Genomic DNA, 15,042 nt, shown 5'->3' on the forward strand with positions numbered 1-15,042 from the left:
CCGCGATCGACTCCCAGCCGGCGGAGCGCACGAGGGAGGTGTCCAGGGAGACCGCGCGCGCACCGGTCGAGCGCAGCAGCGGCAGCGGCACCGCCGGTGCGCAGCAGTGGATGACGGTGGGCCGCTCCCCCGCGGCCGCGAGGACCTCACGCAGCCCGGCTGCGGCGACCTGCGGGTCGACGGCGCGGATCCGGCCGAAGCCGGACATCGTCGGCAGCGACCCGGCCAGCACGCCCGACAGGCCGGGCTCGTCGACCTGGACCACGAAGGAGGCCCCCGGCACCAGCCGCTCGAGGGTGGCCAGGTGCTGGCGCAGCCCCTCGGCGAGTGAGGCGACCAGGTCGCGGCAGGCGCCCTCGTCGGCCACGGCCCGCTCCCCCCGCGTCAGCGACACGGACGAGGCCAGCGTCCACGGCCCGCAGACCTGCACCTTGAGCTCGCCGGTGTAGCCGTCGAAGGCTTCGGCCAGCTCGTCGAGGTCCTCGCGCAGCAGCGCGGAGGTGCGCGAGGCGTCGCGGCCGGGCCGGTCGACCAGGCGCCACCCGGCCGGTTGCAGGTCGACGTGCAGGTCGACCAGCAGGCCCGCGGCGCGGCCGACCATGTCGGCGCCGGGGCCCCTCGCGGGCAGCTCGGGCAGGTAGGGCAGGTGCGCGTCGGCCAGCAGGTCGCGGACGACCGCCAGGGCCTCGCGGATGGAGGTGCCCGGCCAGGACCCGATGCCGCTCGCTCTGCTCACGCGGGGAGCCTAACCGGCGCCGGGGACACCGCCGTCCACCTCCGTGCCGGCCCGGGTCACGACGGCTGGATCCTGCTGCACCATGGCTGGATCCGCGCGGTCAACCGATCCCGGGAACGGCTGGTCGGAGCCCGTCAGGACGAGCCGGGCTCCGCCGCCTGACGGGCGAGGCTCGCCGCGCTGATGGTGGCGGACCCGAGCACCCGGGTCCCGTCGTACAGGACCACCGACTGGCCCGGGGCGACCCCGCGCAGGCGGCGCTCGAGCCGCACGTGCACCCGGTCCCCGTCGGGCCACGCGGTGGCGGGGACCTCCTCGCCGTGGGCGCGCACCTGCGCCCCCACCGACACGACCCCGTCCGGCGCCGGCCCGCACCAGCGGGCATGGTCACCGACGAGGGTGTCGACGCCGAGCAGGTCGGCGGTCCCGACGACGACGGTGTTGCTGCTCGGCTGCACCTGCACGACGTAGCGCGGCTGCCCGTCGGCGGCGGGACGGCCCAGGGCCAGGCCCCGGCGCTGGCCGACGGTGTAGGCGTAGGCGCCCTGGTGCTGCCCGACGACGGTGCCGTCGGTGTCGACGATGTCGCCGGGCTGCTCCCCCAGCCGCTGCGTCAGCCACTTCTTCGTGTCGCCGTCGGCGATGAAGCAGATGTCGTGGCTGTCGGGCTTCTTCGCGACGGAGAAGCCGCGGTCGGCCGCCTCCTGGCGGATCTGCGGCTTGGTGGTGTCGCCCAGCGGGAAGAAGGAGCGGGCCAGCTGGTCCTCGGTCAGCACGCCGAGCACGTAGGACTGGTCCTTGGCCATGTCGACCGCGCGGTGCAGCTCGCGGGTGCCGTCGGGACGCTCGACGACCTGGGCGTAGTGCCCGGTGGCGACGGCGTCGAAGCCAAGCGCGAGCGCCTTGTCGAGCAGCGCGGCGAACTTGATCTTCTCGTTGCAGCGCAGGCACGGGTTGGGGGTGCGCCCGGCGGAGTACTCCGCGACGAAGTCCTCGACCACGTCGTCCCGGAACCGGGCCGCCATGTCCCAGACGTAGAACGGGATGCCGAGGATGTCGGCGACCCGGCGGGCGTCGCCGGCGTCCTCGATGGTGCAGCAGCCACGGGCGCTCTCGCGCAGCGTGGCGGCGCTCTGGGACAGCGCGAGGTGGACGCCGACCACGTCGTGGCCGGCGTCGAGCATGCGGGCGGCGGCGACCGCGGAGTCGACGCCCCCGCTCATCGCGGCGACGACCCGCATCAGGCGGGCCGCCTCGAGGAGGTCGCCACCTGTGCCCGGCGGGCCCGCTCGACGGCTGCCGGGAGCGCGTCGAGGAAGGCCTGCACGTCGGCCTCGGTGGAGGTGTGGCCCAGGGTCAGCCGCAGCGCACCGCGGGCGTCCTGCTCGGAGACGCCCATGGCCAGCAGCACGTGGCTGGGCTGGGGGACACCGGCCTGGCAGGCCGAGCCGGTGGAGCACTCCACGCCGGCCGCGTCGAGCAGGTAGAGCAGGGAGTCACCGTCGCAGCCGGGCACGAGCAGGTGGGCGTTGCCGGGGAGACGGCGCGCGCCGTCGCCGGGCTCGAAGTCCCCGCTGACCGTGATGTCGTAGCCGGTGGCCAGGGCACCGGCGACCAGCGCGTCGCGCAGCGCGACCAGCCGCGGCGCCTCGGTGTCCAGACGGGCCGTCGCGGCCTCGACGGCGACCGCGAACCCCCGGATCGCCGGCACGTCGAGGGTGCCGCTGCGCACCTGGCGCTCCTGCCCGCCGCCGTGGCTCAACGGCATGAGCCTGGCGTCGCGGCGGGCGACCAGTGCACCGACGCCCAGCGGCCCGCCGACCTTGTGGCCGGTGACCGTCATGAGGTCCACCCCGCTGGCCGCGAAGTCCACCGGCACCTGCCCGAGCGCCTGGACCGCGTCGGTGTGGACCGGGATACCGAGCTCGTGGGCGACCGCGGCGATCTCGGCGACCGGCTGCACGGTGCCGACCTCGTTGTTGGCCCACATGACGCTGACGAGGGCGACCGACTCGGGGTCGGTGGCGATCGCGGCGCGCACCGTCTCGGGGTGCACCCGGCCCAGCGCGTCGACCTCCAGCCAGGTGACCTTGGCGCCCTCGTGGGTGACGAGGTGGTCCACGCAGTCCAGGACGGCGTGGTGCTCGACGGCGCTGACGAGCAGTCGCACGCGGCGGTGGTCGGCCTCGCGCCGGGCGAGGAACGTGCCCTTGACCGCGAGGTTGTCGGACTCGGTGCCGCCGGAGGTGAACAGCACCTCCGAGGGGCGGGCGCCCAGGGCGCGGGCGATGGCCTCACGCGACTCCTCGACGACCCGCCGGGCCTGCCGACCGGAGGTGTGCAGCGAGGAGGCGTTGCCGACGACGGCCATCTGCGCGCTCATCGCCGCGATGGCCTCGGGAAGCATCGGCGTCGTCGCCGCATGGTCGAGGTAGGCAAAGGAGTCGCGCACCCGCAAAGTCTACGGCTGGCCGGTGACCGCCTCCGCCCACAGGCGAGGGCGCGGCGCAGGCACACAGCACGGCGCAGGCACACAGCACAGCGCCCGGCCCGCGAACGAGTCGCAGACCGGGCGCCGGGGAACGCGGGGTGGCTCAGCCCTTGGCGGCCTTGACCGCCTCGGTCGCCTGCGGCAGCACGGTGAACAGGTCACCGACGACGCCGAAGTCGACGAGCTCGAAGATCGGCGCCTCCTCGTCCTTGTTGACCGCGACGATCGTCTTGGACGTCTGCATGCCGGCGCGGTGCTGGATGGCACCGGAGATGCCCGCCGCGACGTACAGCTGCGGGGACACCTGCTTGCCGGTCTGGCCGACCTGGTTGGTGTGGGGGTACCAGCCGGCGTCGACCGCGGCGCGGGAGGCACCGACGGCAGCACCGAGGCTGTCGGCGAAGTCCTCCACCTTGGAGAAGTCGCCGCCGGTGCCACGGCCGCCGGAGACCACGATCGCGGCCTCGGTCAGCTCGGGGCGGCCGGTGGCGGCCTTGGGCTGGCGGTCGGTGATCCTCGCCGTCTTGGCGGCGTCGGAGACGGTGACCTCGACGACCTCGTCGGCGGCCGCACCCTGGGCCGCCTCGGGGGCGGCGGAGTTCGGCTTGACCGCGATGATCGGCGTGCCCTTGGTGACGGTCGCCTTGACCGTGTAGGAGCCCGCGAAGACGGACTGCGTCGTGGAGACGCCGCCGCCCTCACCGGCCTGCACGTCGACCGCGTCGGTGATGAGGCCGGACTCGGTCTTGATGGCCAGGCGCGCGGCGATCTCCTTGCCCTCGGCGTTGGAGGGGATGAGCACCGCGGCCGGGGAGGCGGCGGCGACCAGCTGGGCCAGCGCCTCGGCCTTGGGGGCCACGAGGTAGTCGGTGACGTCGGCGGACTCGATGCGGTAGACCTTCTCGGCGCCGTACTGGGCCAGGGCCTCCCTGGCCGCCTCGAAACCGGCGCCGATGAAGACGGCGGACGGCTCCCCGAGGCGGCGGGCGATGGTCAGCAGCTCGGAGGTCGTCTTGCGCACCTCGCCGTCGACGTGGTCGACCAGGACGAGAACTTCAGCCATGAGTAGTGGTTTCCCTTCTGAAGAATGTGCTGGTCGGTCAGATGAACTTCTGCGCGGCCAGGAACTCGGCCAGCTTCGTGCCGCCGTCACCCTCGTCGGTGACGATCTGGCCCTGCTGGCGCGGCGGGCGCTGCTGGAAGGACTCGACCTTGGTCCAGGCGGCGTCGAGACCGACCTGGGAGGCGTCGACGCCGAGGTCGCCCAGCGACCACGTCTCGACCGGCTTCTTCTTGGCGGCCATGATCCCCTTGAACGAGGGGTAGCGCGGCTCGTTGATCTGGTCGGTGACCGACACCAGCGCGGGCAGCGTGCCCTCGATGGTCTCGGAGGCGGCGTCGCCGTCGCGGCGGATCTTCACCGCGGTGCCCTCGACGGTCAGCTCGGAGGCGAAGGTGACCTGCGGCAGGCCGAGGCGCTCGGCGAGCATCGCCGGGACGACGCTCATCGTGCCGTCGGTGGAGGCCATGCCGGTCAGCACCAGGTCGGGGGCGCCGATCTTCTTGATCGCCTCGGCGAGGACCAGCGAGGTGGCGACGGCGTCGGAGCCGTGGATCGCCTTGTCGTTGACGTGGACGCCCTTGTCGGCGCCCATCTGCAGGGCCTTCTTGACCGCGTCGGCGGCCTGGTCCGGGCCGACGGTCAGGACGGTGACCTCACCCTCCCCGGCCTCGGCCAGCTTGAGGGCCTCCTCGACGGCGTACTCGTCGAGCTCAGAGAGCAGGCCGTCGACACCCACCCGGTCGGTGGTGTTGTCGGACTCGTTGAACGTGCGGTCCGACTGTGCGTCGGGCACGTACTTGACGCAGACGACGATGTTCATGGTCGCAGGCCGTCCTCTTCCGTAGGTTCGTGTGGTTCTCTGCTCGGGTCATCCTGACAGTCCGCTGGGGTGGATTGAACGCCCCGGACCCGTGATGCCCGACACCACGATGTTACCCGCCGGTAGCATGGCGCCGACCACGATGGAGGTGACGGTGGGCACACCCCAACTGGGCATCACCGGCGAGCGCACGGTGCCCGGCATACCGGCGGAGAACTACTGGTTTCGGCGTCATGAGGCGGTGTATGCCGCCCTGCCGGGCTGGGTGCCGCGGCCTCCGCGGCGGGTGCTCGACGCCGGCTCCGGCGAGGGCTACGGCGTGGCCGCGATGGCGCGTCTGTGGGACGCGGCCGAGGTCGTCGGCGTCGACTACGACGCTGCGGCTGTCAAGCATGCACGCGGCAGCTACGGCTCGACGCGGTGCTCGTTCGTCCGCGGGCCGCTCACCTCGATCCCGTTGCAGGACAATGGTCTTGACGTGCTGGTGTCACTCCAGGTGATCGAGCACATCTGGACCCCGCGCGAGCTGCTCGGCGAGCTGGCCCGGGTCGGGCGACCGGGCGCGACCGTCGTCATCTCCACGCCGAACCGGCTCACCTTCTCCCCCGGGCTCGAGCGCCGCGAGCGACCTGCCAACCTGTTCCACACGCGCGAGTACGACGCGATGGAGCTGGCCGATCTGGTCGGCGAGACTGTGGAGGTGGACTCGGTGCTCGGCCTGCACCACGGCCCCCGCCTGACGGCCTGGGAGGCCGCGCACGGCAGCCTCCCGGCGGCCCAGCTCGCCGGTCCCCCCGAGCGCTGGGAGCCGGTCCTGGCCGACCTCGTCGCGGGGGTCGACGTGGCCGACTTCACCCTCTGCGGCGAGGGCCTCGACGCCAGCCTGGACCTCGTCGTGGTGGGCCACGTCCGATGACCGGCGCCGTCCCGGGCTCCTTCGCCCTCGTCCTGCACTCGCACCTGCCGTGGCTGCGCCACCACGGCGTCTGGCCGCTGGGCGAGGAGTGGCTGCACCAGGCGTGGGTGGAGAGCTACGTGCCGCTCGTGGCCGAGCTCGACGCCCTCGCCGCCGAGGGGCACCGCGACGTGCTCACCCTGGGGGTGACCCCGGTGCTGGCCGCCCAGCTCGACGACCCCGCCGCCGTGGTGGACGCCCGCACGTGGGCCGGGCTGTGGGAGATGCGCTGTCGCGAGCTGGGCTTCGGCCAGGAGGGGCACCGCGGCGACATCGCGCGATACGAGTTCGCGGAGGCACGGCGTGCCTCCGAGCAGCTCGAGACCCGCTGGCGGCACGGCGGCTCGCCGGTGCTCCGCTCCCTGCGCGATGCCGGCGTGGTCGAGCTGCTCGGCGGCCCGGCGACCCACCCGTTCCTGCCGCTGCTGCTGCCGGAGGTGGCCGACCTGGTCCTGCGCGTCGGCCTGGCCGACTCGCGGTGGCGGCTGGGGGCGGCCGGGCGCGGGATCTGGAGCCCGGAGTGCGGCTGGACCCCGGCGCTGGCGCCGACGTTCGCGGCGGCCGGGGTGGGGCACTTCCTCGTCGACGAGCAGACCGTGCGCGACAGCGGCGGGCACCCGCACGCCGGCTGGCGGGTCGGCGGCACCGACGTGGTCGCGGTCGCCAGGGACCTGCCGGCGACGAACCTGATCTGGTCCTCCCGGGACGGCTACCCCGCGGGCGCGGCGTACCGGGACTTCCACGTCCGCGAGCGCTTCACCGGGGCGCGGCTGTGGGCCGTCACCGGCGCGGACGTCCCACCCGCGGGCAAGGCGCCCTATGACCCGGCGACCGCGGCGGCCCAGGTGCGGGCTGACGTGGTGCACTTCGCCGACGCCGTCGTGGCCCGGCTGCGGGCGGTGCACGCCGAGCTGGGCTCCCCCGGCCTGGTCGTCGCGGCCTACGACACCGAGCTGTTCGGGCACTGGTGGCACGAGGGGCCGGCGTTCCTGGGGCAGGCGGTCCGGGCCCTGCGCGCCGCCGGGGTCACCGTCACGACCGTGGAGAAGGCCCTGGCCTCGGGGCACGTCGCCGGCGACCTGGACCTCGGCTCGGGGTCGTGGGGCTCGGGCAAGGACTTCTCGGTCTGGGACGGGCCGAAGGTCGCCCCGATCGCGCACGAGAACCACTGGGTCCAGCGCCGCTGGCTGGACCTCATGGCGAGTCAGACCCCCGAGCGGCTGCGGCTGCGCCGGCCCGACCTCGACCAGCTGCTGCGCACCATGCTCAACGCGCTCAGCAGCGACTGGGCATTCATGGTGACCCGCGAGCAGGCGGTCGACTACGCCTGGCGGCGCGCCGAGGCGCACCGGGTGGCCTTCCACCGCCTGGCCCAGCTCATCGACGACGGCGACACCGAGGGCGCGCTCGCCGAGGCGGCCCGGCAGGCCGCGACGGACGACACCTTCCCGTGGCTGGACGCGCGCACGGCCGGCCTCCCGGCCAGCGAGGCGGGAGCACTCCCGGTCGCCGCCCTCAGCGGGTCGTGAGCACCCCCGGTCGCCGCCCTCAGCGGGTCTTGAGCACCCGGCCGGGGACGCCGCCGATGACCGAGCGCGGCGGGTAGACCCCGCGGGCGACGGCGTTGGCGGCGACCACCGAGCCGGAGCCGACGTCCGCGCCACGCAGCACCGTCACCTTGGTGCCGATCCACACGTCGTCACCGATGCGCACCGGGCTCTTGACGATGCCCTGGTCCTTGATCGGGACGGTGTGGTCCTCGGTGCGGTGGTCGAAGTCGCAGATGTAGACGTCGTCCCCGAACAGGCACGCCTGGCCGATGCTGATGTCGAGGTAGGTGTTGATGGTGTTGCGGATGCCGATGACCGACTTGGCGCCGATCCGCAGCGTGCCCTCGTGGGCCCGGATGCGGGCGCCCTCGCCGAAGTGCACGTAGGGACCGATGACCATGCGGCCGTAGCCGGTGCGCACCTCGAAGCGCACGTTGCGGGCGATGAACACCGGCCCCTCGAAGCGCAGGCCCGGGTTCGCCAGGCGAGCCCGGGCCATGCGCAGGTAGCCCAGCAGGTTGTGCCGGCCCCAGGCCCGGTGGGCGACCACCCACCGCACCGAGCGCAGGAAGCGACCCACCTCAGCCGGGCTTCACGCCGGTGATGCCGACGTTGTAGAACAGCCGCTCCGGCAGGACCCGGGACAGCACCCGGTCCACGGCGGACAGGCGCCTCCACGAGCCGTAGGCGAACATCGCCCAGTTCCAGCCCAGCGCGCCCGGCTTGACCGCGGCCTCGAAGGTGCGGACCGGCCAGCCCAGCAGGGCCGCGGTCAGCTCCTCGGTCGTGGTGGACACCTCCACTGCCCCGGCCCGCAGCGCCATGCGCGCGAGCTCGTCGGGGTCGAAGGTGTGCAGGTCGACCACGGCCTCCAGGGCGGCGGCGCGGGAGGACTCGTCCAGGGCCTCCCGGTCCTTGGCCCACTTCGCCCGCAGCGGCGGCAGCCGGGTCAGCGTGGTCGTCGCCTTCCACGTGGCCCTCCCCAGGTGCCGGGCGTACCAGTCGCCGATGCGCGTCGGCTCGCCGGCGATGACGAAGCGACCGCCGGGCTTGAGCACCCGCAGCATCTCCCGGAACGCCTGCTCGACGTCGGGGATGTGGTGGATGACCGCGTGCCCCACCACGACGTCGAACGTGTCGTCCTCGTAGGGGATCCCCTCGGCGTCGGCCACCCGGCCCTCGACGGTGAAGCCGAGCCGGGTCGCGTTGGCCGTGGCGGCCTCGACCATGCCCGGGGACAGGTCGGTGACGTGCACCTCGTCGAGGACCCCGGCCTGCTTGAGGTTGAGGGAGAAGAAGCCGGTGCCGGCGCCGAGCTCCAGCGCCCGCCCGTAGGGCCAGCCCCGGTCCCCGGCGATCGCGACGAAACGGTCACGGGCGTAGTCGGTGCAGCGTTGGTCGAAGGAGATCGACCACTTGTCGTCGTAGGTCTGCGCCTCCCAGTCGTGGTAGAGCACCTGGGCCAGCTTGTTGTCCTCGTAGGCGCGGGCCACCTCCTCGGCGGAGGCAGCGGTCTGCACCGGGGAACCGTTGTCGCTCAACGCCTACCGACCTTCGAACTTCGCCTTGCCCGGACCCTGCTCGACGAACGAGGTCATGCCGATCTCCCGGTCCTTCGTGGCGAACAGCCCGGCGAACTGCATCCGCTCGATCTCCAGGCCGGTCTCGAGGTCGACCTCCAGGCCACGGTCGACGGCCTCCTTGGCCGCGCGGATCGCGTAGGCGGGGCCTCCGACGTAGGGCTCCACCCGGCGGCGGGCCGCGGCATAGACCTCGGCGGCGTCGACGACCTCGTCCACCAGGCCGATGCGCAGGGCCTCGTCGGCCGGCACGAACCGGCCGGAGAAGATGATCTCCTTGGCGCGGGCGGGGCCGACCAGGCGCGCCAGACGCTGGGTGCCACCCGCGCCGGGGATGACGCCCAGCAGCACCTCGGGCTGGCCGAGCTTGGCGTTCTCGCCGGCCACCCGGAAGTCGCAGGCCAGGGCCAGCTCGCAGCCACCGCCGAGCGCGTAGCCGGTGATCGCGGCGACGGTCGGCTTGGGGATGCGCGCGATCGCGGTGAACGCCGACTGCAGCGCCGCGGAGCGGTCGACCATGTCGGTGTAGGACATGGTCTGCATCTCCTTGATGTCGGCGCCGGCGGCGAAGACCTTCTCGCCGCCGTAGACGACCACCGCGGAGACGTCGCGGCGCGAGCCAGCCTCGGCGGCGACCTCGCGAAGCTCCTCCTGCACCTGCACGTTCAGCGCGTTCATCGGGGGGCGGTCCAGGCGGATCGTGCCGATACCGGCCTCGACCTCGAGGCGCACGAGCTCGGTCACGCCTCTCCCCCCGGCTCGCCGCCGCCGGTCAGGGACTCGTGCCACATCTGCACCGCGGAGAGCACCAGCTGGATGGTGACCTGGAGCAGCACGCTGATGTCGGTGCCGGGGCCGACCACGTGCTCGCCGGTGACGACGAGGGTGCCGTTGGCCAGGCCGGCCTTGACCACGTTGAGGCGCAGGGTCAGGTCGTTGCAGGCGCGCAGCTGCGCCAGCTCGTCCTGCGGGATGTCCTCGCCGATCTGCCACTGCCCGAACACGCGCATGATGGTGAAGTCACCCTCCATGCAGCGCACGAACATGGTCTGACCGTTGACCTTGAACGCGACGTCCCCGTCGTCGTCGATGTCGGGTTCGAGCCCGGCGTCGAGCAGCACGTCCAGCACCCGACCGCGCAGCGGGTGCTCGTCCGGCGGAGGGGCAAAGTTCGGCAACGACGTGGGATCAGTCATGTGTCCCACCGTAGTCAGTGCCTACGCTGATCTCCATGTGCCCCACACCACGCCGTTCCGTGGAGCTGCCCCCGCCGCTCGGGGCCACGGTGCGCCCCGACGGGGTGGAGTTCAGCGTCTACGCCGGGCACGCCGACGGCCTCGAGATCTGCCTGTTCGACCCCGAGGACGGCACCGGTGAGAGCGAGCGCCGGGTCCGGCTGACCGACCGCGTCCACGGCACCTGGTTCGGCTTCGTGCCGGGCATCGGGCCCGGCCAGCGGTATGCCGTGCGCGCGCACGGCCCGTGGCGCCCCGCCGAGGGTCTGCGCCACAACCCCGACAAGCTGCTGGTGGACCCCTACGCCAGGGCCCTGGACGGGCAGGTGACCTGGCGCCCGGAGGTCTTCGGGCACGTCGTCGACGAGCACCTGCACGGCGAGCCGGACGTGCGCGACACGCGTGACAGCGCGGCATACGTGCCCAAGGGGGTCGTCGTGGACGACACCTTCGACTGGGGCGACGACGCACCCCCACTGGTGCCGTGGAGCCGGACCGTGCTCTACGAGACCCACGTGCGCAACCTGACCCGGCGCCACCCGGGCGTGCCCGAGCACCTGCGCGGCACCTACGCCGGCATGGCCCACCCGGCCACGATCGAGCACCTGACCGACCTTGGGGTGACCAGCGTCGAGCTGCTGCCGGTGCACGCGTTCACCAGCGAGCCGGCGCTGGTGCAGCGGGGCCTGGTCAACCACTGGGGCTACAACACCCTCGGCTTCTTCGCCCCGCACCCCGCCTACGCAGCCGCCGACGACCCGCAGGGGGTGCTCGACGAGTTCAAGGGCATGGTCAAGCTGCTGCACGCCGCGGGGCTCGAGGTGATCCTCGACGTGGTCTACAACCACACCTGCGAGCAGGGCCGCGACGGCGCCACGCTGTCGCTGCGCGGGCTGGACAACCGGGCGTACTACCGCCTGGACGAGCGCGGGCGCGACATCGACGTCACCGGCTGCGGCAACACCGTCGACCTGCGCCACCCCATGGCGGTCCGGCTGGTGCTGGACTCGCTGCGCTACTGGGTGCAGGAGTGCCACGTCGACGGCTTCCGCTTCGACCTGGCCGTGGCGCTGGGGCGGGGCCGCGACGACGCCTTCGACCCCGACCACCCCTTCCTCGTGGCGCTGCGCACCGACCCGGTCCTGTCGCGGGTCAAGCTGGTCGCCGAGCCGTGGGACGTGGGTATCCACGGGTGGCGCACCGGGCAGTTCCCCCCGCCGTTCGTGGAGTGGAACGACCGCTTCCGCGACACCGTGCGCACCTTCTGGCTCCCGGACACCGCCCGCTCCGAGCACGGCCAGCCGGGCCACGGGGTGCGCGAGCTGGCCACCCGCCTGGCCGGCTCGCAGGACCTGTTCGGGGCCCGCGACCGCGGGCCCGGCGCGTCCGTGAACTTCGTCGCCGCCCACGACGGCTTCACGCTGGCCGACACCACGGCATACGCGCACAAGCACAACGGGGCCAACGGCGAGGGCAACCGCGACGGCCACGACGACAACCGGTCGTGGAACCACGGCGCGGAGGGCCCGACCACCGACCCGGGGATCCTCGCCGCGCGGCAGCGGTCGGTGCGCAACATGCTGGCCACCACGCTGCTGGCCACCGGGGTGCCGATGCTCAACGCCGGCGACGAGATCGGCCGCACGCAGCGCGGCAACAACAACGCCTACTGCCAGGACAACGACCTGAGCTGGTTCGACTGGGACCTGCAGCCGTGGCAGCGGGACCTGCTGGAGACCACGCAGTTCCTCGTGCACCTGCGGGCCTCGCAGCCGGTGCTGCGGCAGCGCTCGTTCTTCACCGGGCGGCCGGCGCACGCCGACGGGACGGCCGACCTGGAGTGGTACTCCGCGGACGGCCTGCGGATGCACCACGGCGTGTGGGAGGACCCGCACGTGCGCACGCTGACGATGTTCCTCGACGGGTCCGAGCTGGAGTCGGACTCCTTCCTCGTCGTGCTGCACGGCGACGTTGCCCCGGCGGAGGTCGTGCTGCCCGGGCACACCGGCGTGGCGGCCTACGAGCTGCTCTGGGACAGCTCGTGGGAGACGCCCTACCCCGGCAGCAAGGTGGAGCCCGGCCCGGTCGAGGTGGCCTCCTCCAGCGTGCAGATCTACGCCGTCCGCGCCTGACCCCGGCGCCCTGCACGCGCGACCGACCCCTGACCGACGCGCCGAGAGGGACGTCCTCGGGTTTGAGGCGGGCTCAAACCCGGAGGAACGTCCCTCTCGGCGGAACGTCAGGCGTTGGCGACCAGGCCCAGCTCGGTCGGCGACGCCATGTTCGGGTGCTTGGGCAGCACGCGCACGGTGTAGCCGAACGCACCGGTGCGGCTCAGCACCAGGTCGCCCTCGAACCGGTGCCGGCCGGCCTCGTAGGACTCGGCATAGGCCAGCGGCGCGGTCTCGATGTCACGCAGCTCGTCGGACTCGGACGTGCGGCCGTGCACGACCTGCACCTCGACCTCGGAGGGGTCGAGGCCGTCGAGGCTGACGAACGCGCGCACGTGCAGCTTGTCGCCGACCTGCGGGGAGTCCGAGACGCCGGAGGACTCGACGTGGTCCACGCGCACGCCGCCCCAGGAGGAGCGCACGCGGGCCTTGTACGCCGACAGGTCGCGGGCACCGTCGAAGGCCGGGCCGTTGAGCGCCCAGCCGGCCCGGGCCGCGGGGCCGTAGAGCTTCTCGGTGTAGTCGCGCACCATGCGGCTGGCGAGCACCTTGGGGCCGAGCGTCGAGAGGGTGTGCTTCATCATCGACAGCCAGCGCTGCGGCACGCCGTCGGCGTCCTGGTCGTAGAACCGGGGCGCGACCGAGCCCTCGATGAGGTCGTAGAGCGCGGCGGCCTCGAGGTCGTCACGACGCTCCGGGTCCTCCACGCCGTCGGCGGTCGGGATGGCCCAGCCGTTCTCGCCGTCGTACCACTCGTCCCACCAGCCGTCGAGGATCGACAGGTTGAGGCCACCGTTGAGAGCGGCCTTCATGCCCGACGTGCCGCACGCCTCGAACGGGCGCAGCGGGTTGTTCAGCCAGACGTCGCAGCCCGGGTAGAGGTACTGCGCCATGGCGATGTCGTAGTTGGGCAGGAAGACGATGCGGTGCCGGACCTCGGGGTCGTCGGCGAAGCGCACCATCTGCTGGATGAGCTTCTTGCCGGTCTCGTCGGCCGGGTGGCTCTTGCCGGCGATGACGAGCTGGATCGGGCGCTCGGGGTCCAGCAGCAGCTTCTTCAGGCGCGCGGGGTCGCGCAGCATGAGGGTGAGCCGCTTGTACGTGGGCACACGGCGGGCGAAGCCGATGGTCAGCACGTCGGGGTCGAGGACGTCCTCGACCCAGCCGAGCTCGGCCGGGCTGGCACCGCGCTTGAGCCAGGAGGAACGGGTGCGACGGCGGGCCTCGACCACCAGCTGCTCGCGCATGTCGCGCTTGGTGGCCCAGATGTCGTCGCCGGGCACGTGCGCGATGCCGTCCCAGGCGTTGTCGCGGGAGACCTCGGTGGTGCCCAGGTGCCGGGCGGCCAGGTCGTAGACCCGGCGGTCCACCCAGGTCGGGGCGTGCACGCCGTTGGTGATGCTGGTGATCGGCACCTCGGTGTCGTCGAAGCCGGGCCACAGGCCGTCGAACATGTGGCGGCTCACGACGCCGTGAAGCCGGGAGACGCCGTTGGCCCGCTGGGCCAGGCGCAGGCCCATGACGGCCATGTTGAAGATGCCCGCCTGGCCGCCCGGGTAGTCCTCGGCGCCGAGCGCGAGGAGCCGCTCCACCGGGACCCCGTCGAAGGCGTTGTCACCGCCGAAGTACAGCTCGATCTGGTCGGCGCCGAAGCGGTCGATGCCGGCCGGGACCGGGGTGTGCGTGGTGAACACCGTGGAGGCGCGGACCGCCTCGAGCGCGGCGTCGAAGTCCATGCCCTGGTCGGCGGCGAGCTCGCGGATGCGCTCCACCCCGAGGAAGCCGGCGTGGCCCTCGTTGGTGTGGTAGACGTCCGGCGCGGGCGCCCCGGTCAGGCGCGACCACAGCCGCAGGGCCCGCACGCCGCCGATGCCGAGCAGCATCTCCTGCTGGAGGCGCTGCTCACCGCCGCCGCCGTAGAGGCGGTCGGTGATGCCGCGGGCGGCGTCGTCGTTGTCCTGCACGTCGGAGTCGAGCAGGAGCAGCGGCACCCGGCCGACCTGGGCCTTCCAGACGTGGGCCGCCAGGGTCCGGCCGCCGGGCAGGTCGATGGTGATGACGCAGGGCGTGCCGTCGGCTTCGCGCAGCAGCGAGAGCGGCAGGCCGTCGGGGTCGAGGACGGGGTAGCGCTCCTGCTGCCAGCCGTCGCGGGACAGGGACTGGCGGAAGTAGCCGTGACGGTAGAGGAGACCGACGCCGACGATCGGCACGCCGAGGTCGCTCGCGGTCTTGAGGGGGTCGCCGGCGAGGATGCCGAGGCCGCCGGAGTACTGCGGCAGCACCGCGGTGATGCCGAACTCCGGGGAGAAGTACGCGATGGCGCGCGGGGCGTCCTGCTGCCTCTGGTACCAGCGGTCGCCCGTGAGGTACTGCTGCAGGCCGGCGCGCAGCTCGCCGAGGCGCCACAGGAACGGCTCGTCCTGCGCGAGCGCCTCGAGGCG

At 73.0% G+C, this 15,042-nt stretch carries 13 protein-coding genes; 3 read left to right on the top strand and 10 right to left on the bottom strand.

Annotated elements, in window-relative coordinates; translation table 11 throughout:
• The 5 genes from VF825_RS03390 to VF825_RS03410 all read right to left on the bottom strand — a co-directional run.
• Positions 1-736 (bottom strand): methionine synthase (locus tag VF825_RS03390; protein WP_331110151.1); only part of this gene is annotated, 736 nt, incomplete at its 3' end.
• A gap of 134 nt (positions 737-870) precedes the next feature.
• Positions 871-1,977, bottom strand: a complete 1,107-nt coding sequence (mnmA, locus tag VF825_RS03395) for a tRNA 2-thiouridine(34) synthase MnmA (protein ID WP_331110153.1) — start codon at positions 1,975-1,977, stop codon at positions 871-873.
• Positions 1,977-3,188 carry a cysteine desulfurase family protein gene (locus tag VF825_RS03400; RefSeq protein ID WP_331110155.1) on the bottom strand — a complete coding sequence of 404 codons (1,212 nt, stop codon included), beginning with the start codon at positions 3,186-3,188 and terminating at the stop codon, positions 1,977-1,979. The genes mnmA and VF825_RS03400 overlap by 1 nt, the downstream gene beginning before the upstream one ends.
• Positions 3,189-3,330: 142 nt before the next feature.
• Entirely contained in the window at positions 3,331-4,290 is a 960-nt protein-coding gene (locus VF825_RS03405) for an electron transfer flavoprotein subunit alpha/FixB family protein (protein WP_331110157.1), read from the bottom strand.
• 37 nt (positions 4,291-4,327) lie between these two features.
• Complete coding sequence (locus tag VF825_RS03410; protein WP_141789068.1) at positions 4,328-5,110, bottom strand: electron transfer flavoprotein subunit beta/FixA family protein; 783 nt, start codon at positions 5,108-5,110, stop codon at positions 4,328-4,330.
• 154 nt (positions 5,111-5,264) lie between these two features.
• Between VF825_RS03410 and VF825_RS03415 the strand changes: the two genes are divergently transcribed.
• Entirely contained in the window at positions 5,265-6,026 is a 762-nt protein-coding gene (locus tag VF825_RS03415) for a class I SAM-dependent methyltransferase (RefSeq protein ID WP_331110159.1), read from the top strand.
• Positions 6,023-7,594, top strand: a complete 1,572-nt coding sequence (locus VF825_RS03420; protein ID WP_331110161.1) for a 1,4-alpha-glucan branching protein domain-containing protein — start codon at positions 6,023-6,025, stop codon at positions 7,592-7,594. The genes VF825_RS03415 and VF825_RS03420 overlap by 4 nt, the downstream gene beginning before the upstream one ends.
• A gap of 19 nt (positions 7,595-7,613) precedes the next feature.
• Here VF825_RS03420 and VF825_RS03425 read toward each other — a convergent pair whose 3' ends face one another.
• The 4 genes from VF825_RS03425 to VF825_RS03440 are packed head-to-tail and all read right to left on the bottom strand — an operon-like array spanning position 7,614 to position 10,391.
• Complete coding sequence (locus tag VF825_RS03425) at positions 7,614-8,195, bottom strand: acyltransferase (RefSeq protein ID WP_331110163.1); 582 nt, start codon at positions 8,193-8,195, stop codon at positions 7,614-7,616.
• A gap of 1 nt (position 8,196) precedes the next feature.
• Positions 8,197-9,156: a class I SAM-dependent methyltransferase gene (locus VF825_RS03430; protein WP_331110165.1), complete on the bottom strand. Its 960-nt coding sequence runs from the start codon at positions 9,154-9,156 to the stop codon at positions 8,197-8,199.
• A gap of 3 nt (positions 9,157-9,159) precedes the next feature.
• Positions 9,160-9,939: an enoyl-CoA hydratase/isomerase family protein gene (locus VF825_RS03435; RefSeq protein WP_331110167.1), complete on the bottom strand. Its 780-nt coding sequence runs from the start codon at positions 9,937-9,939 to the stop codon at positions 9,160-9,162.
• Positions 9,936-10,391: a T3SS (YopN, CesT) and YbjN peptide-binding chaperone 1 gene (locus VF825_RS03440; protein WP_331110169.1), complete on the bottom strand. Its 456-nt coding sequence runs from the start codon at positions 10,389-10,391 to the stop codon at positions 9,936-9,938. Before VF825_RS03440 ends, VF825_RS03435 begins: the two co-directional genes overlap by 4 nt.
• Positions 10,392-10,426: 35 nt before the next feature.
• On the opposite strand from VF825_RS03440, the gene glgX reads away from it, so the two are divergent.
• Complete coding sequence (glgX, locus tag VF825_RS03445; protein WP_331110171.1) at positions 10,427-12,562, top strand: glycogen debranching protein GlgX; 2,136 nt, start codon at positions 10,427-10,429, stop codon at positions 12,560-12,562.
• 107 nt (positions 12,563-12,669) lie between these two features.
• On the opposite strand, the gene glgP is transcribed toward glgX, so the two are convergent.
• The coding region (gene glgP, locus VF825_RS03450; RefSeq protein WP_331110173.1) for an alpha-glucan family phosphorylase at positions 12,670-15,042 on the bottom strand (2,373 nt) is incomplete at its 5' end.

Source organism: Oryzihumus sp. (assembly GCF_036391795.1).
Taxonomy (GTDB): Bacteria; Actinomycetota; Actinomycetes; order Actinomycetales; family Dermatophilaceae; genus Oryzihumus.